We start from the raw sequence: 15,575 nt of genomic DNA on the forward strand, positions 1-15,575 counted from the left end.
CGCGTCAGCGCTTCATGAGGGCATCGGGCGGGCAGTTCCACAACCTGATCACGTGGTGGTCGTGCTCGAAGGCGAGTTCGCTCATGGTTCCCGTCGACAGGGAGAAGACGGCGCCGTCCTGCGGGCGCAACCCGAGCCAGGCGGCTGCGATGGCCCGCAGCATGTGGCCGTGGGCCACGAGGAGCACGTCGCCGCCGGCGTCGAGAACTGCATCGCAGCGTGCGATGACGGCCAAGGCGCGCTTCTGCACGTCGACAGCGGTCTCGCCGGGGGTGTCGCCGGGCGGAACGCCGTCGGTCCAGAGGTTCCAGTCGTGACCGAGGTCGGCCACGATCTGCGCACTGGTCACACCCTCGTAGGCGCCGTAGTCCCACTCGACGAGGTTGGGGTCGATCTGCACCTGGTCGCCATAGCCCGCCAGGCGCGCAGTCTCACGGGCCCGCTGCAGGGGGCTGGAGATGACCAGATCGAAATGCTGGCCCGCGAGTGCCCGCCCCAGCGAGCGCGCCTGCTCCTCCCCGGCTGCAGTCATCGGCAGGTCGGTGGTGCCGGTGTGCTGGCCGCTGCGACTCCAGGCCGTCTCGCCGTGCCGAGCCATGACGAGGCGGGGGGTCGTGGGCACATCGTGCGAGGCCTGCGGATCGAGGGCGGGTTGAGCTGTCACCCTCCCGAGTGTCCCACGTCTGCCAGAGCGAGTGCGGCTGCGGCGATCGCACCGGTCTCCTCGACCGAGCTGAACCAGAGCGGACGTGCTGCCGAACGGATGCCGCCGGCCTCGAGCAGAGCGACGGCCTCGACGTCGACCTCGTCGACCAGCCAGCCGTCGATCAGGCCGCCCAGGCTGCGGGCGCCGTAGTGCTGAGCCACGGCGAGAGCGCTGGTCTCGACGCCGATGGCGCTGAGGCAGGCGTCGGCCATGCCCCGAACGACGCCGCCACCGATGATGGGCGAGACGCCGACGACGGGAGCGGGAGTCGAGCGCACGGCATCCGCAATGCCGGGGATGCCGAGGACCGTGCCGATCGAGACGACGGGGTTCGACGGAGCGAAGAGCACGACGTCGGCGCCGGCGATCGCCTCGAGCACTCCGGGAGCCGGGAGGGAAGCGGCGACATTCCGCTGGGTGAATGCGAGCGCCGGTCGGGAGGCGCGCAGACGCACCCACCATTCCTCGAAGTGCATGTCTTTGGTGGGTGAGCCGTCATCGTCGGAGGCGACGGTCACGATGGTCTCGACCTCGTCATCCGTTGCCGGGAGCAGGCTCACCCCGAGGTTCCAGCGTGCGGCGAGCCGCGCAGTCGCCTCGCTGAGCGGGATACCCTCGCGCAGCCAGGCCGAGCGGGCGATGTGCGTGCCCAGGTCGAGGTCACCGAGGGTGAACCAGGGCCAGCCGACGCCGTAGGCAGCGAGCTCGGCGCTCACCCTCTCGCTCTCGCCCTTCCGGCCCCATCCTCGCTCGTCGTCGTTGGCGCCACCGAGCGTGTACATGATCGAGTCGAGGTCGGGGCAGACGCGCAACCCGGCGAGCCAGAGGTCGTCGCCGGTGTTGGCGACGACGGTGACCGACGCCGACGGGTCGGCGGTGCGCAGGTGGGCGAGCAGGCCGCGCGTGAAGCGCGCCCCGCCGACGCCGCCGGCGAGGATGGTGATGGTCGTCACAGGGAGGACTCCAGGTCGAGGGTGGGAGAGGTTTCCGCGGCGGCAGGGCTGCCCTCGGCGAAGGCGAGCAGCGGCCGTCCGGTGAGCGGATGCCGCAGTACGGCGGCGCGCACGCCGTAGACGTCGAGCACCAGTTCCGGCGTCAGCACGGTGGCGGGATCTCCGGCCGCGACGACCCGACCCTCGGCCAGCACGATCACGTGGTCGGCGTAGGCGGCCGCGTGACCCAGGTCGTGCAGGGCCGCGAGCACCGTCAGCCCGCCGCGGGCGAGCTCGGCCAGCAGAGACAGCGCCGAGAGTTGGGACCTGATGTCGAGGTGGTTGGTCGGCTCGTCGGCGAGCAGCAGCGACGGCTGCTGGGCGAGCGCGCGGGCCAGCGTGACGCGCTGACGCTCACCGCCCGAGAGGGTGTGGAAGCGGCGCGCGGCGAGTCCGGCGGCGCCCACGGCGGCGAGGGCGTCGCGCACGACCGCGGCATCCGTCGCCGAGGCGCTCGCGAAGGCCCCGAGATGCGGAGTGCGGCCGAGCATCACGACGTCGACCACGCTGAGGTCGAGCTCGGTGTCGGACTGCTGCTCGGCGACGGCGACGGTGCGAGCCCGCTCGCGCCGCGGCATCGTCGGTAGGGCGGCCCCGTCGAACACGATGCCACCGGATGCCGCCCGCTCGATGGAGGCGATGAGGTGCAGCAGCGTCGACTTTCCGGCCCCGTTCGGTCCGACGAGGGCGCCGAAGGCTCCGCGCGGGAGGGTGACGTCGACCCCGTCGATGATGACGCGACCCGCGCGCGAGAAGGCGACGCGGTCGAGGGAGAGGCCGGAGGTCGGCTGTACTGCATCCGTCATGAGATCCTCCGACTGCGCAGGATGAGAACGGCGAATACCGGGCCGCCGACGAGGGCCGTGATGATGCCGACGGGCAGCTCGCGCGGGTCGAACAGGGTGCGGGCGGCGGTGTCGGCCCAGATGAGGAAGATCGCTCCGGCGAGGGCCGACAGCGGGAGCAGTGCGCGGTGACCCGGACCCGTGAGCAGGCGCACGGCATGGGGGAGCACGAGGCCGATGAAGCCGATGGAGCCGCTGACCGAGACCATCGCGCCGGTGAGCAGGGCGGTGCCGCCCAGCAGGAGCCAGCGCGTGCGGTCGACGTTCACGCCGAGGGCTGCAGCAGACGCGTCGCCGAACGCGAAGGCATCGAGGGTACGAGCGCTGGCGAGCAGCGGCCCGCCGACGAGCAGGAGAGCGCCGACCGAGATCGCGACAGCCGGCCACTCGGCGCCGGCGAGCGAGCCGAGCAGCCAGTTGAGGATCTCGCGGTAGCTGTCTCCGGTGGCACTCCAGAAGATGATGAGGCTGGTGACGGCGCCGAAGACGCTCGAGACGGCGAGGCCGGCGAGCACCGTGCGGGTCGGGGTGATGCGCCCGGCAGCTCCGGCGAGCACCAGCGTGAAGCCCAGTGCGACCAGGGCGCCGGCGAACGCGGCGAACGGCAGGGCGATGCTGACGCCGAGCACGAGCACGATGACGGCGCCGACGGATGCCCCTGACGAGAGTCCGAGGAGGTACGGATCGGCCAGCGGGTTCCGCGTGACGGCCTGCATGATCGCGCCGGCCAGGGCGAGGCCGGCTCCCACGGCGGCTGCGGTCAGGACCCGCGGCATCCGGAGCTGCCAGACGATGCCGTCACGCAGCGGCGACAGGGTCGGATCCCCGAACCCGAGGTGGGCCAGGATGCTCGCCCACACGTCGCCTGCGGTCAGGCCGGCGGGTCCGATGGTCACGGCCACCACGATCGAGGCGGCGAGGAGCACGCTCAGGATGACCGCCCAGACGGCAGCGGGCAGGGAGCGCGAGGTCTTCACGACCTCAGCCTCCCGTGCCTGCTGCACCGTCGTCATGCCCGCTTTCGTCATCAGAGGCCCAGAGTCTCCAGCTGGTCGGTGATGCTCGAGACGGCGTCGACGTTGCGCACGCCGGCCTCGCCCGCGGGGAACGGCACCGTCACGTAGTGCTTCTCCTTCACGGCGGTGAGTTCTGCCGTGGCAGGATTGGCCTCGAGCGTCGCGATCTTCGAGGCCGCGGTGTTCCAGGTGGCGTCGATGAGCACGATCACGTCGGGGTCGTCGGCCACGATCGACTCCCAGCCGAGCGCCGACCAGGTGTCGTGCACATCGGCCGCGATGTTCTCGAGGCCGGCGGCCTCCATCATCATCTCGGGTGCGCCGATGCCCGCGCCGACGTAGGGCGTGTCCGTGCCCGAGCTGTACCAGAGGGCGGTGAGGCCGGACTCGTTCTTCGTGACGGCCGCGAGATCCTTCTCCTGCTCGGCCACGAGTTCGGCGGCGCGATCGGAGACGTCGAAGATGGCCCCGACCTCCTCGATCTCGGAGAAGACGTCGTCGAAGGTGAGGGGATCGGGCTTGTAGGCCTCCTCCTTGCACGCCGACGGAGCCACGTAGCTGTTGACTCCGAGGCCGGCGAGGGTGGCGCGATCGCCCGCGCCCTCCGCGGTGAGGTTCGACTCCCAGCCCGCATAGACGAGATCGGGTTCGAGGGCGAGGGTCGCCTCCTGGCCGGGCACGAAGTCGGAGATCGAGGTGATGGCCGCTGCGGCGTCGGCCTGGTCGTCGGGCACGGGGCCGTCGGTGAAGGCCGAGCCGACGACGTGGTCGCCGAGGCCGAGGGCCAGCAGGGTCTCGAGGGTCGTCGACTTGATGGTCACGACCTTCTGGGGAGCCTGCGTGAAGGTCACCTCGGTGCCGCAGTTGTCGACGGTGAGCGGGTAACCGGTCGATGCGGTGTCGGTTCCACTTCCGCTTGCTGCCGCGGTCGAGGAGGGCTCGGGAGTGGCCGCGCATCCCGAGAGCAGGGCGACGGATGCCGCGAGGGTGACGAGGGGAACGACGGATCGACGGATGGTGGCCTCCGGAGGGTGCAGCGACAGGACGAGGGATCGTACCCGGACGGTCGCGCTCATTCGACGCGATCCCGGGCGACCTGCGGCTCAAGTCCAAGCCGGCGCATCCGGTCAAAGCCAACCGGTGGTCTGTGCACGAGTCTAGCGGCCCGCCGATCGAGGAGGCCGGGAGAAGCACGAGCGGCTGGTGCACGGCGCGCCCACGACTGGGGCGCGCGAGCACGGCGCGCACACTCCTACGCTTGAACTCGATGACGGCTGCTGGGATGCCGGCACGCGAGGGGCGGCTCATGGCTGAGTTCGAGGTGTGCGAACTGCTGTGCGTCGGTGTCGACGATTCGGCGCTCGACGTCGTGCGTGAGCACCTGCGCAGGCTGGGGCATCCGTCGCTCGTGCACTACGACGTGGAGGCGCGCACCGTCGAGGCCCGCATCCTGGCGGCCGTCGGCGGCGCGCCCCTGGTCGTCGTGCCGCAGGGCGAGCGCGGATTCGCGCTCGAGGAGTCAGTGTCGAGGGCGGGCTTTCAATCGCTCAGCGATCGGCTCGGTGCGCGCGTGATCGTCGATCGCAACCGCGCCGGCTACGTGCTCGGCGAGCAGTTCGACTTCCCCTTCGGATCGTTCGCGCCGCCTCGCGTGGTGTGGTTCTCGGCTGCGCCCCGCCAGGGCGAGGCCGCGCTCGTCGCGAGGTCCGTCGGCTTCCCCGTGATCGCGGCACCCGTGGGCGGGGGTGAGGTGATCGTGGCGCCGCACGATCCCGGGACGCTCCTGCTGGCCTGGCACGCGATGTCCTCCCACGCCGTGCTTCTCTGGACCAACGGCGTGCACGGCGGATTCGGCGTGCACGATGCCGCGGGGCGCATCGTGCACCGGTGGGGAGAGCACTGGTGGTGGGTCGATCCGAGTGACGGGTCGGTGACGGATGCCGCAGGCCGCATCGTGCGCGACACCCTGCTCGAGATCGCCGACCCACCGCCGGACTTCGCCCGTATCGTGGCCGCCTTCGGGCTCGACGGCGCCGGTGCCCAGCGGCTGCGCCCGTTCATCGATCCGCCGGTGTTCTCGACCGCCACCGTCGAGGGGTTCGCTGCGGCGGTCGGCCTGCCGGGGGAGCTCGCGGCGATGGCCGGAAGCGGTGCGCTGGCGCATCGCGTGCCCGGTGCCCGTGAGGTGCAGCCGGCCTCGTGGCTGGCGGCGCTGCGGGCGCGCCTCAGGCCGGTCCGCTGAGGACCGGCCTGAGGCACTCGACTAGCGCGGAGTCGCGCGGCGGATCACGATGTACCCGCCGACCCCGCAGAGCACGGCGATCGCGAGCACCAGGCTGAACCCTCCCACGAGGCCCAGCGCGCCGAACCACTCGAAGATCGCCGCCCAACTGCTGGTCAGGGTCGCCCAGGCGATGCCGCCGAGCAGGACTGCGGTGAAGGCTGCCGTGATGATCAGCATCCCGGGAATGCGCCACCGCATGTAGATGGTGGTGACGGCGGCTCCGATGAAGAGCACGAGCATCTCGAGGGCGAAGGCAGTGTAGAAGTCGACGAACCAGTTCGTCTGGCCGTACCAGAGCGCGTCGAACATGTGCACTCCGAGCCCCCAGCCGCCCGTCGCGATCTCGATCTGCACGAGAGTCGCGATCACCGCGGCGAACAGCACGGAGACGAGAACGAACATCACGGCGGTGCCCAGCCAGAAGTCCCGGCGGGTGGCGCCGAAGCCCAGCGCGAACGAGAACGTGAGGCCGACGGCTTGCACGCCGACGACGACGAGGTACCACTGCGGCGAGATCACCGCCCAGCTGTACCGCATGTTCTCGAGGTCGGCGGGCGTGGCTCCGGCGCCCTGGGCGATCAGGCCGATGACCATCACGACGGCCCACGCCCCGGCGAGGATGATCGCGGGGATGCCGAAGAAGACCGAGGGGTTGATGCTGTGCAGCCTCACGATCCTCCAGATCTCGTGGGCCCGTGATCGGGTCTCGGTGCGGGTGGTCGGTGGGGCGACGGCGGTGGTCATGCTGCTTCCTCTCCTTCTGACGAGGCGGCGAGGTCGTCGCCGGTGAGGTGGATGATGAGCTGCTGGAGCGAGACCGGTGCGAGTTCCAGGCCGAGCTCGGCTGCTCGCTGCCGGTCGGCGGGGTCGAGCCTGCCGTCGATGGTGACGGATGCGAGTCCTCCGAGCGTCTGCCGGCCGATCACGGGCCGGTCGGCGACGAAGGCCTCGATGGCCGCCGTGGGTCCGGCCACCGTCGACGCCGAGCCGCGCACCTCCTCCGCGTCGCGATCGAGGATGATGCGGCCCTGGTCGATGAGGATGACGTGCTCGAGGAGGTTGGCCACCTCGTCGATCAGGTGGGTGGAGAGCACGATGGTGCGCGGGTTCTCGGCGTAGTCCTCGAGGAGCCGGTCGTAGAAGATGTGCCGTGCCACGGCGTCGAGCCCGAGGTAGGGCTCGTCGAAGAAGGTGAGCGGGGCGCGCGAGGCGAGCCCGACGATGACGCCGACGGCGGACAACTGGCCGCGGGAGAGCTTCTTGATCCGTCGTTTCGCGGGCAGCCGGAAGTCGGCGATCAACCGCGTCGCGAACGCCTCATCCCAGTTCTCGTGGAACCACGGCGCTGCAGCGAACACATCCGCCGCCGTGAACATGTCGGGGTAGCGCTGCGACTCCGCGATGAAGCAGAGCTTGCGCAGCACGTCGGCGTGCTCGGCCGGCTCCCGACCGAAGACCTGCAGCGTGCCGTCATCCGGGAACAACTGGCCCGTCAGCATCTGCATGATCGTGGTCTTGCCGGCTCCGTTGCGGCCGAGCAGGCCGTAGATGCGGTTCGGCTCGATGGTGAAATCGACACCGTCGACGGCGGTGAACGCGCCGTACCGCTTCGTGAGTCCACTCGCCTGTACAGCGGTGTCAGTCATGGTTCAGTCCTTTCCGAGCGGATGAGTTCCGCGAGGCTCTCGACGTCGATGCCGAGTTTTCGAGCCTCGAGGATGAGCGGTCGTACGTATTGGGCGGCGAACTCCGCCCGGCGTTGTTCCATCAGCCGGGCGCGGGCGCCCTCCATCACGAACATGCCGATTCCCCGACGCTTCACGACGATCCCGGTGTCCACCAGGCGGTTCACCCCCTTCAGGGCTGTCGCCGGATTGATCCGGTGGAACGCCGCGAACTCGTTGATCGACGGGATCTGGGCGTTCTCGGCAAGGGCGCCATCGATGATGTCGTTCTCGACCTGTTCGGCGATCTGGATGAAGATCGGACGGGAGTCGTCCATTCGGTCCACTCTGCTGCGCAGCTCGCAACCTCGTTGGTTAGTTACTTATGTAGTTAACCAACCACGGCTCGTGGATCCTGTCAAGGATCGATTCCGGTGCTACGACCAGCGCGAGCCGAGCGTGTGCGATCCCGGCGGGTGCGGCAGGGCCGCTGCGGCGAGCGCTGATGCGACCTCGGTGGTGTCGTCCCGCACCATCCCCGCCGTCACGCGCACGAAGGCCGGGGCACCCGGAACATCCGTCGCCATGAACGCCGAACCCGCGGCGACCCTGATGCCGACGGCGGCCAGCTGCACCAGTGCCGAGCGCTCGTCGGCCACGGGCAGCCAGGTGTTGATGCCGTCGGAGCGCACCGGAGACGCCACGCCCCAGATCCCGAGTGCCGTCGCGAGGGAGCGCTGGCGCGTGTGGTACTGGCGCCTGGCCTCGGCCACCTCGTCGATCGACTGGCCGTCGGTGAGCAGGTCGTAGAGGATGCGCTGCGTCATGCGCGACGTCCACCCCGGTCCCAGCATCCGTCTCGCGACGATGCGATCGACGATGCGGGTCGGGCCGCCCAGTGCGGCGATACGCAGGTCGGGGCCGTGCGACTTCGAGAAGCTGCGCACGTGCAGCACCTGATCAGGCAGCCACTCGCCGAGGCTCACGTCGCCCGAGGTCGAGATCTGACCGGAGTGGTCGTCCTCGATCACGGTCACCTGCGAGCCGTTCGGATGGGCGCGGATGACGCGCGCCAGCTCCTCGGCCCGGGCTCGGGGCATCGACGCCCCCGTCGGGTTCTGGGCTCGGGGCTGCAGGATGATGGCACTCGGATGCGTTCCCAGTGCTGCGGCGAGCGATGCGGGCAGCATGCCGTCGTCGTCGAGGATCACCGGCACGCGCTCGGCTCCGAGGGCGTCGATGAGATCGAAGAACGGCGGGAACCCCGGGCTCTCGACGATCACCCGGTCGCCGAAGCGCACCACGGACTCGAGAGCACGCGAGACGGCATCGAGTGCCCCGTCGACGACGGTGATGGCCTCGGCGGGGTAGGGCCAGGCAGTCCGAAGCACCCGCTCGAGCTCGGGGATCAGCGGCAGGTCGTGGTAGCTCGAGGTCTGGGCGCTCTGCGCTCCGGCCGACACCCGGGCGAGCGCGCGGGCGAGGCCGGGGAGCAGCAGCGGATCGGGGGTGCCGCGCGACAGGTCGAGCCTGGCGTCGCCGGGGTGCCCGGCCAGGCCCTGCGTGCGGGGAGGCAGCCAGGCGGCATCCGTGCTGCGGACGAAGCTGCCGGCGCGTCCACGCGAGACGATGAGACCGGCGCGGGCGAGGGCCTGCCAGGCGTGGCTGACCGTGGCCGGACTCACCCCGATCTCGCCCGCGACCTCGCGCACGGTGGGCAGGCGATCGCCGGGTGCGAGCTCACCCGAGGTGATCTGACGCGCGATGGAGGCCGCGATGTCGCGGGGCGACGACCCGTCGATGTCCTGGATCCACGAGTGCATGGGTTCATCGTGCATGGGTCTTGCCCTCCGGGAGGTGGGGAACCACAATGACTTACACGTACGTCACACAGTGAAACAAAAGAGAAATGTTTACGCCGAACAATAACAGAACGGACGAAGAAGTCCGGTTCGGCTTCAACCCTCGGCGTTGGTGACTCTCGCGTAGTACCGCCATCGCCGGCAGATCCTTTCGTGGAGGCAACCGGTCATGACCAGCGTCAGCAAGAGCACGACTACCAGCACGAACATCGTGCGAGCAGCGATCACCCAGACGACCTGGACGGGCGACAAGGAGTCGATGATCGCCAAGCACGAGCAGTTCGCTCGCGAGGCGAAGGAGCAGGGAGCCCAGGTCATCTGCTTCCAGGAGCTGTTCTACGGCCCGTACTTCGGCATCACGGAGGACGCCAAGTACTACGACTACGCCGAACCGGCTGACGGGCCCATCGTGCAGCGCTTCGCGGCTCTCGCCGAAGAGCTCGACATGGTCATGATCCTCCCGATCTACGAGGAGGAGCAGCCCGGCGTCTACTACAACACGGCCGTCGTGGTCGACTCCGACGGCAGCATCCTCGGGTCGTACCGCAAGCACCACATCCCCAACCTCGATCGGTTCTGGGAGAAGTTCTACTTCCGTCCCGGCAACCTCGGCTACCCCGTGTTCGACACCGCCGTCGGCAAGATCGGCGTCTACATCTGCTACGACCGGCACTTCCCCGAGGGCTGGCGCGAGCTCGGCCTGAACGGGGCGCAGATCGTCTTCAACCCCAACGCCACCAAGCCCGGCCTCTCGAACCGCCTCTGGGAGATCGAGCAGCCGGCGGCCGCAGCGGCCAACGGCTACTTCGTGGCCGCCGCCAACAGGGTCGGCCTCGAGGACAACGAGTACGGAGACCTCGCCGTGAACTTCTACGGCAAGAGCCAGTTCGTCGACCCGCAGGGCAACATCATCGGCGAGTACGGGTCGGAGGACCACGAGGAAGTCGTCGTGCGCGACCTCGACATGGACATGATCCGCCAGGTGCGCAACAACTGGCAGTTCTACCGCGACCGTCGTCCGGAGTCGTACACGTCCATCCCGAAGCCGTAGCCGACCGCGAAGGAGCGAACCATGGCAACGACCCTCATCACCAACGGCACCGTGGTCAGCGCCACCGGCCGCGCGCAGGCCGACGTGCTGATCGACGGGGAGCGCATCACCGCGGTGCTGGAGCCCGGCAGCGTGCTGCTCGGCACCGATGTCGCGGCATCCGTCGACACCGTCATCGACGCCGCGGGCAAGTACGTGATCCCGGGCGGCATCGATGCGCACACCCACATGCAGCTGCCGTTCGGCGGCACCGAGGCCTCCGACACCTTCGAGACCGGGACCCGGGCCGCCGCATGGGGTGGAACGACGAGCATCGTCGACTTCGCCGTGCAGACCTACGGCCAGAAGATCCAGGACGGCCTCGCCGCGTGGCACGAGAAGGCCGCAGGCAACTGCGCCATCGACTACGGCTTCCACCAGATCGTGGGGGACGTGAACGACGAGTCCCTTCTCGCGATGCGCGGCCTCGTCGACGAGGGCATCTCGAGCTTCAAGCTGTTCATGGCCTACCCGGGGGTCTTCTACTCCGACGACGCGCAGATCCTCAAGGCCATGCAGCTCTCGCGCGACACGGGCATGCTCACGATGATGCACGCCGAGAACGGCCCGGCCATCGACGTTCTCGCGGCCCAGCTCGTCGAGCAGCGGAAGACCGACCCGTTCTACCACGGCAAGGCGCGAGCCTGGGAGATGGAGGAGGAGGCCACTCACCGGGCGATCATGCTGGCCAAGCTCACCGGTGCCCCCCTCTACATCGTGCACGTCAGCGCCAAGCAGGCCGTCGAGCAGGTGGCGTGGGCCCGCGACAAGGGCCAGAACGTGTTCGCCGAGACCTGCCCCCAGTACCTCTACCTCTCGCTCGAGGAGCAGCTCGGCGCCGTCAGCGAGAAGTGGGGCGCCTTCGAGGGTGCCAAGTGGGTGTGCTCGACGCCGCTGCGCTCGCGGGAGGAGGGCCACCAGGACGCCATGTGGCAGTCGCTGCGCACCAACGACGTGCAGATGGTCTCCACCGACCACTGCCCGTTCTGCATGAAGGACCAGAAGGAGCTGGGCCTCGGCGACTTCCGCAAGATCCCCAACGGCATCGGCTCCATCGAGCACCGCATGGACCTGATGTACCAGGGCGTCGTGACGGGGGAGATCACCCTCGAGCGCTGGGTGGAGCTCACCAGCACCACCCCGGCTCGCATGTTCGGTCTCTACGGCCAGAAGGGTGTGATCCAGCCGGGGGCGGATGCCGACATCGTCGTCTACGACCCGAACGGCCACACCTCCATCGGCATGCCCGTCGATGAATCGGGCAAGCCCACGGGCAGGACCCACCACATGAACATGGACCACTCGGCGTGGGAGGGCTACGAGATCGACGGCCACGTCGACACCGTCATCTCGCGCGGCAAGGTCGTGGTCGACGACAACCAGTACCTGGGCGCCAAGGGCGACGGCCGGTTCCTCAAGCGCGGCCTGTCGCAGTACCTGATCTAGGAGACCCCCATGGATTTCGGAGCAGTCCTCCAGACCAACCCGCCCGCGTCCCGCACGGTGCAGCTCGCCAAGCTCGCCGAGAACCACGGCTTCAGCCACGTGTGGACCTTCGACTCGCACCTGCTCTGGCAGGAGCCCTACGTCATCTACAGCGCCATCCTCGCCGAGACGCGCAAGGTGATCGTCGGGCCGATGGTCACCAACCCGGCGACCCGCGACTGGACCGTGACGGCCTCGGTCTTCGCGACCCTCAACGAGATGTACGGCAACCGCACCATCGTGGGCATCGGCCGCGGCGACTCGGCTGTGCGCGTGACCAACGGGGCCCCCACCACCCTGAAGACGCTGCGCGAGTCGATCCACGTCATCCGCGAGCTCGGCAACTCTCGTTCGGTGGAGTACAACGGCTCGCAACTGCAGTTCCCGTGGAGTCGCGGCTCGGAGCTCGACGTCTGGGTGGCGGCCTACGGTCCGCTCGCGCTCAAGCTCACCGGTGAGGTGGGCGACGGGTTCATCCTGCAGCTCGCCGACCTCGACATCGCCGCCTGGATGATCAAGACGGTTCGGGATGCCGCAGAAGCCGTCGGCCGGGACCCGATGTCGATCAAGTTCTGCGTGGCGGCACCCATGTACATCGGCGACGACTGGGAGCACATGCGCGACCAGTGCCGCTGGTTCGGCGGCATGGTCGGCAACCACGTGGCGGACATCGTCTCGAAGTACGGCGTCCATGGCGACGTGCCGGAAGCCCTCACCGACTACATCGCCGGGCGCGAGGGCTACGACTACAACGAGCACGGCCGTGCGGGCAACTCGCATGCCAGCTTCGTGCCCGACGAGATCGTCGACAGGTTCTGCATCATGGGCACCGCAGAGCAGCACATCGAGAAGCTCGAGGCGCTGAAGGCGCTCGGAGTCGACCAGTTCGCCGGCTACCTGCAGCACGACAACAAGGAGGAGACCCTCCGCGTGTACGGCGAGACCGTCATCCCGGCACTCTCCGACCACATCACGGCGAAGGCATGAGCGTGTCCGAGGCGCTGAAGGCGGTCGACGCGGGGTCGATCGGCACGGTGCCCGGAATCGTCGAGGATTCGACCCGACGACCGCTGCGTGGCGCAGCCTTCCTCCGCCGCTTCGGGCTGGGCGCCCTCGGCGTGCTGCTGCTCGCCGTGGTGTGGGAGCTCTACAAGGCCCTCGGCCCGGCCGAGGGCGTGATCGTCGGCGGCGTCACGGTGCTCCCGCGCACCACCGACCTCGCCATGCCGCACGTCGTGGACATGGTCGGCCGTCTGTTCGAGCCGGTCTCGAGCGCCGCCAACGCCCTGCCGATGTGGATGGCGGTGCTGCAGGCCTCGGCATTCAGCCTGGGAGTGGCATCCGTCGGCTGGATCGCCGGAGTGATCGTCGGTCTCTTCCTCGCCCTGCTCATGCAGCGCTTCCTCACGGCCGAGGCCGCACTGTTCCCGTGGATCGTGCTGAGCCAGACGGTCCCCCTCATCGCCATCGCCCCGCTCGTGCGGCGCTGGGGCGCGCAGATCGAGATCGGATCCTTCGAGTGGGAGCCGTGGATGTCTGTGGCCCTCATCGCCAGCTACCTCGCCTTCTTCCCCATCTCGATCGGCGCGCTCCGCGGTCTCAACTCGCCGGACACCAACCACATCGAGCTCATGCGCAGTTACGGCGTCGGCTGGTGGACGACGCTGTTCAGGCTGCGCCTGCCCGCCAGCGTTCCCTACCTGCTGCCGGCACTCCGGCTCGGCGCGGCCAGCGCCGTCATCGGCACGATCGTCGCCGAGGTGTCGATCGGCCTGCGCGGCGGCATCGGGCGCATGGTCGTCGAGTTCGCCGCGGCAGCGGGCGGGGACCCGGCCAAACCGTACGCGCCCATCTTCGGCGCCGTGCTCGTGGGCCTCGTGGCCGCGGGCTTCGTCAGTCTCATCGGCGTCTTCCTGCGCCGGTACCGCCGTGGAGAGGTTCCAGCATGACCGATCAGACGACCACCCCGGGTGCGGGCGCAGCATCAGGCGCCGCATCCGACGCCGTCAGCATCACCGGCGTCTCCCGGGTCTTCACCGGCCGCCGGGGCGAGAGCACCGTCACCGCCCTCGACGGCATCGACCTCACGGTGTCGCCGGGTGAGTTCGTGAGCCTGATCGGGCCGAGCGGATGCGGCAAGTCCACCCTGTTGCGCCTCATCGCCGACCTCGACCAGCCCACGGCGGGCGAGATCCGGATCTTCGGCAAGACGGCCAAGAAGGCCCGCCTCGACCAGGAGTACGGCATCGCGTTCCAACAGGCCGGGCTGCTGCCGTGGCGCAGCGTCGCCGCGAACATCGAGCTGCCCCTGCAGCTGCACGGCATGGCGGCGGCGGGCCGCAAGGCGCGCACGGCCGAGCTGCTCGAACTCGTGGGCCTCGGCGACTTCGGCTCCAAGTACCCCGACCAGCTCTCCGGCGGCATGCAGCAGCGCGTCGCCATCGCCAGGGCTCTCGCCGAGAGCCCCAACCTGCTGCTCATGGACGAGCCGTTCGGCGCCCTCGACGAGATGACGCGCGAGCGGATGCAGAACGAACTGGTGCGCATCTGCGGTGAGACGCAGGCGGCCGTGGTGTTCGTGACCCACAGCATCCCCGAGGCCGTCTTCCTCTCCAACCGCGTCGTCGTGATGTCGCCCAGGCCCGGGCGCATCCAGGGAATCCTGCCCGTCGCCCTCGGCTCCTCCGGCCAGCGCGGCGAGGGCCTGCGCGAGGCCGACGGCTTCTTCGACGCGGTCAGCGAGGTGCGCGAGCTGCTCCACGGTGCGCCGGCCGAGGCGGGCGCGCGAGGGGTCGAGAACCGATGAGGCCGCAGATCGGGTCGGCGCGCGCCGTCGCCGCTCCCCTCATCCTCGGCATCGGGGCGCTGCTCATCTGGCAGCTCACCGTCATGGCCCTCGACATCAAGCCCTTCGTGCTGCCCAGTCCGGTGTCGATCTTCACGCAGTTCATCGACAACGTCCCGACGGTGTGGGCGGCATCCGTCGTCACCGGAACCAACGCGCTCATCGGCCTCATCGTCGGCGGCATCGTCGGGGTGGTCTCGGCCGTGATCGCCGCGCTGCTTCCGATCATCGACGAGTTGAGCGCCGGGCTCGTGGCTGCACTCTCCGTCATCCCGATCGTCGCCCTCGCGCCGGTGCTCTACACGATGTTCGGAGCGGCTGAAGAGACCGCTCGCCAGATCGTGGCAGCCATCGCCGTGTTCGTGCCGGTCTACCTCAACTCGCTCCGGGGGCTCAGGCAGGTGCGTCCGGTGCACCGCGATCTCATGCGTGCCACAGCCGCGACGCCGTGGCAGGCGACCCGAGTCGTCACGCTGCCGACGGCGACGCCCTTCGTCTTCACCGGCCTCCGCATCGCGTCCTCCCTCGCCGTCATCTCGGCGCTCATCGCCGAGTACTTCGGCGGCCCCGTCGGCGGCCTCGGCAAGTCGATCACCTCGGCGGCGTCGAGCAGCAACTACGCGCTCGCCTGGGCCTACGTCCTCGGATCCATCATCCTCGGCCTGTTGTTCTACTCGGCAACCCTGGCCCTCGAGAAGCTCGCGTCCCGGCACCGTCCGAGCGCGTAAATCGTGCGCCGGTCATCCGGCGCACGATGCACCCAGGCACCACATGAAGGAGGAAGAA

At 69.3% G+C, this 15,575-nt stretch carries 16 protein-coding genes; 7 read left to right on the forward strand and 9 right to left on the reverse strand.

The genetic code is table 11. The features are described 5' to 3' along the window. Positions 1 to 4: 4 nt before the first annotated feature. The 5 genes from E4M00_RS10660 to E4M00_RS10680 are packed head-to-tail and all read right to left on the reverse strand — an operon-like array spanning position 5 to position 4,635. Positions 5 to 664, reverse strand: a complete 660-nt coding sequence (locus E4M00_RS10660; RefSeq protein ID WP_240037019.1) for a histidine phosphatase family protein — start codon at positions 662 to 664, stop codon at positions 5 to 7. Then, positions 661 to 1,659 (reverse strand): 2-phospho-L-lactate transferase, encoded by a 999-nt coding sequence (gene cofD / locus E4M00_RS10665; protein ID WP_240037020.1) that lies wholly within the window; start codon positions 1,657 to 1,659, stop codon positions 661 to 663. The genes E4M00_RS10660 and cofD overlap by 4 nt, the downstream gene beginning before the upstream one ends. Continuing rightward, positions 1,656 to 2,504: an ABC transporter ATP-binding protein gene (locus tag E4M00_RS10670; RefSeq protein ID WP_135120464.1), complete on the reverse strand. Its 849-nt coding sequence runs from the start codon at positions 2,502 to 2,504 to the stop codon at positions 1,656 to 1,658. The genes cofD and E4M00_RS10670 overlap by 4 nt, the downstream gene beginning before the upstream one ends. Continuing rightward, entirely contained in the window at positions 2,501 to 3,571 is a 1,071-nt protein-coding gene (locus E4M00_RS10675) for a putative F420-0 ABC transporter permease subunit (protein WP_240037023.1), read from the reverse strand. The genes E4M00_RS10670 and E4M00_RS10675 overlap by 4 nt, the downstream gene beginning before the upstream one ends. Further along, entirely contained in the window at positions 3,571 to 4,635 is a 1,065-nt protein-coding gene (locus E4M00_RS10680; RefSeq protein ID WP_135120465.1) for a putative F420-0 ABC transporter substrate-binding protein, read from the reverse strand. Before E4M00_RS10680 ends, E4M00_RS10675 begins: the two co-directional genes overlap by 1 nt. Before the next feature lie 230 nt (positions 4,636 to 4,865). Between E4M00_RS10680 and E4M00_RS10685 the strand changes: the two genes are divergently transcribed. After that, positions 4,866 to 5,801, forward strand: coding sequence for a hypothetical protein (locus E4M00_RS10685; RefSeq protein ID WP_135120466.1), 936 nt, complete (start codon positions 4,866 to 4,868; stop codon positions 5,799 to 5,801). A 21-nt stretch (positions 5,802 to 5,822) separates the two neighbouring features. On the opposite strand, the gene E4M00_RS10690 is transcribed toward E4M00_RS10685, so the two are convergent. From E4M00_RS10690 to E4M00_RS10705, 4 genes are all read right to left on the reverse strand, one after another. After that, entirely contained in the window at positions 5,823 to 6,587 is a 765-nt protein-coding gene (locus tag E4M00_RS10690) for a hypothetical protein (protein WP_135120467.1), read from the reverse strand. Continuing rightward, on the reverse strand, positions 6,584 to 7,489 hold the full coding sequence (locus E4M00_RS10695; RefSeq protein WP_135120468.1) for an ABC transporter ATP-binding protein: 906 nt from the start codon (positions 7,487 to 7,489) through the stop codon (positions 6,584 to 6,586). Before E4M00_RS10695 ends, E4M00_RS10690 begins: the two co-directional genes overlap by 4 nt. After that, positions 7,486 to 7,845 carry a GntR family transcriptional regulator gene (locus E4M00_RS10700; RefSeq protein ID WP_135120469.1) on the reverse strand — a complete coding sequence of 120 codons (360 nt, stop codon included), beginning with the start codon at positions 7,843 to 7,845 and terminating at the stop codon, positions 7,486 to 7,488. The genes E4M00_RS10695 and E4M00_RS10700 overlap by 4 nt, the downstream gene beginning before the upstream one ends. A 99-nt stretch (positions 7,846 to 7,944) precedes the next feature. Beyond that, positions 7,945 to 9,330 (reverse strand): aminotransferase class I/II-fold pyridoxal phosphate-dependent enzyme, encoded by a 1,386-nt coding sequence (locus tag E4M00_RS10705; protein ID WP_135120470.1) that lies wholly within the window; start codon positions 9,328 to 9,330, stop codon positions 7,945 to 7,947. Between the two features lie 208 nt (positions 9,331 to 9,538). Between E4M00_RS10705 and E4M00_RS10710 the strand changes: the two genes are divergently transcribed. Genes E4M00_RS10710 through E4M00_RS10735 form a run of 6 tightly spaced genes read left to right on the forward strand, consistent with a single transcriptional unit; the run spans position 9,539 to position 15,517 of the window. Then, positions 9,539 to 10,420, forward strand: coding sequence for a nitrilase-related carbon-nitrogen hydrolase (locus E4M00_RS10710; protein WP_135120471.1), 882 nt, complete (start codon positions 9,539 to 9,541; stop codon positions 10,418 to 10,420). 21 nt (positions 10,421 to 10,441) lie between these two features. Then, positions 10,442 to 11,905 carry a dihydropyrimidinase gene (gene hydA / locus E4M00_RS10715; RefSeq protein WP_135120472.1) on the forward strand — a complete coding sequence of 488 codons (1,464 nt, stop codon included), beginning with the start codon at positions 10,442 to 10,444 and terminating at the stop codon, positions 11,903 to 11,905. 9 nt (positions 11,906 to 11,914) lie between these two features. Then, on the forward strand, positions 11,915 to 12,931 hold the full coding sequence (locus E4M00_RS10720) for a TIGR03842 family LLM class F420-dependent oxidoreductase (protein WP_056170549.1): 1,017 nt from the start codon (positions 11,915 to 11,917) through the stop codon (positions 12,929 to 12,931). Continuing rightward, positions 12,928 to 13,893, forward strand: a complete 966-nt coding sequence (locus E4M00_RS10725; protein ID WP_135120473.1) for an ABC transporter permease — start codon at positions 12,928 to 12,930, stop codon at positions 13,891 to 13,893. Before E4M00_RS10720 ends, E4M00_RS10725 begins: the two co-directional genes overlap by 4 nt. Continuing rightward, the gene (locus tag E4M00_RS10730) at positions 13,890 to 14,750 is read left to right on the forward strand and encodes an ABC transporter ATP-binding protein (RefSeq protein WP_135120474.1); all 861 of its coding nucleotides are present in this window, start codon (positions 13,890 to 13,892) and stop codon (positions 14,748 to 14,750) included. Before E4M00_RS10725 ends, E4M00_RS10730 begins: the two co-directional genes overlap by 4 nt. Continuing rightward, the gene (locus E4M00_RS10735; protein WP_135120475.1) at positions 14,747 to 15,517 is read left to right on the forward strand and encodes an ABC transporter permease; all 771 of its coding nucleotides are present in this window, start codon (positions 14,747 to 14,749) and stop codon (positions 15,515 to 15,517) included. Before E4M00_RS10730 ends, E4M00_RS10735 begins: the two co-directional genes overlap by 4 nt. Positions 15,518 to 15,575 lie beyond the last annotated feature (58 nt).

The sequence above is a fragment of the Orlajensenia leifsoniae genome (assembly GCF_004570845.1).
GTDB lineage: Bacteria > Actinomycetota > Actinomycetes > Actinomycetales > Microbacteriaceae > Orlajensenia > Orlajensenia leifsoniae.

Bases quoted from the DNA above. Each gene is read 5' to 3' on its own strand.
- E4M00_RS10670 (WP_135120464.1), bottom strand. From the start codon at position 2,504: ATGACGGATGCAGTACAGCCGACCTCCGGCCTCTCCCTCGACCGCGTC.
- E4M00_RS10675 (WP_240037023.1), bottom strand. From the start codon at position 3,571: ATGACGAAAGCGGGCATGACGACGGTGCAGCAGGCACGGGAGGCTGAG.
- E4M00_RS10680 (WP_135120465.1), bottom strand. From the start codon at position 4,635: ATGAGCGCGACCGTCCGGGTACGATCCCTCGTCCTGTCGCTGCACCCT.
- E4M00_RS10685 (WP_135120466.1), top strand. From the start codon at position 4,866: ATGGCTGAGTTCGAGGTGTGCGAACTGCTGTGCGTCGGTGTCGACGAT.
- E4M00_RS10690 (WP_135120467.1), bottom strand. From the start codon at position 6,587: ATGACCACCGCCGTCGCCCCACCGACCACCCGCACCGAGACCCGATCA.
- E4M00_RS10695 (WP_135120468.1), bottom strand. From the start codon at position 7,489: ATGACTGACACCGCTGTACAGGCGAGTGGACTCACGAAGCGGTACGGC.
- E4M00_RS10700 (WP_135120469.1), bottom strand. From the start codon at position 7,845: ATGGACGACTCCCGTCCGATCTTCATCCAGATCGCCGAACAGGTCGAG.
- E4M00_RS10705 (WP_135120470.1), bottom strand. From the start codon at position 9,330: ATGCACTCGTGGATCCAGGACATCGACGGGTCGTCGCCCCGCGACATC.
- E4M00_RS10710 (WP_135120471.1), top strand. From the start codon at position 9,539: ATGACCAGCGTCAGCAAGAGCACGACTACCAGCACGAACATCGTGCGA.
- hydA (WP_135120472.1), top strand. From the start codon at position 10,442: ATGGCAACGACCCTCATCACCAACGGCACCGTGGTCAGCGCCACCGGC.
- E4M00_RS10720 (WP_056170549.1), top strand. From the start codon at position 11,915: ATGGATTTCGGAGCAGTCCTCCAGACCAACCCGCCCGCGTCCCGCACG.
- E4M00_RS10725 (WP_135120473.1), top strand. From the start codon at position 12,928: ATGAGCGTGTCCGAGGCGCTGAAGGCGGTCGACGCGGGGTCGATCGGC.
- E4M00_RS10730 (WP_135120474.1), top strand. From the start codon at position 13,890: ATGACCGATCAGACGACCACCCCGGGTGCGGGCGCAGCATCAGGCGCC.
- E4M00_RS10735 (WP_135120475.1), top strand. From the start codon at position 14,747: ATGAGGCCGCAGATCGGGTCGGCGCGCGCCGTCGCCGCTCCCCTCATC.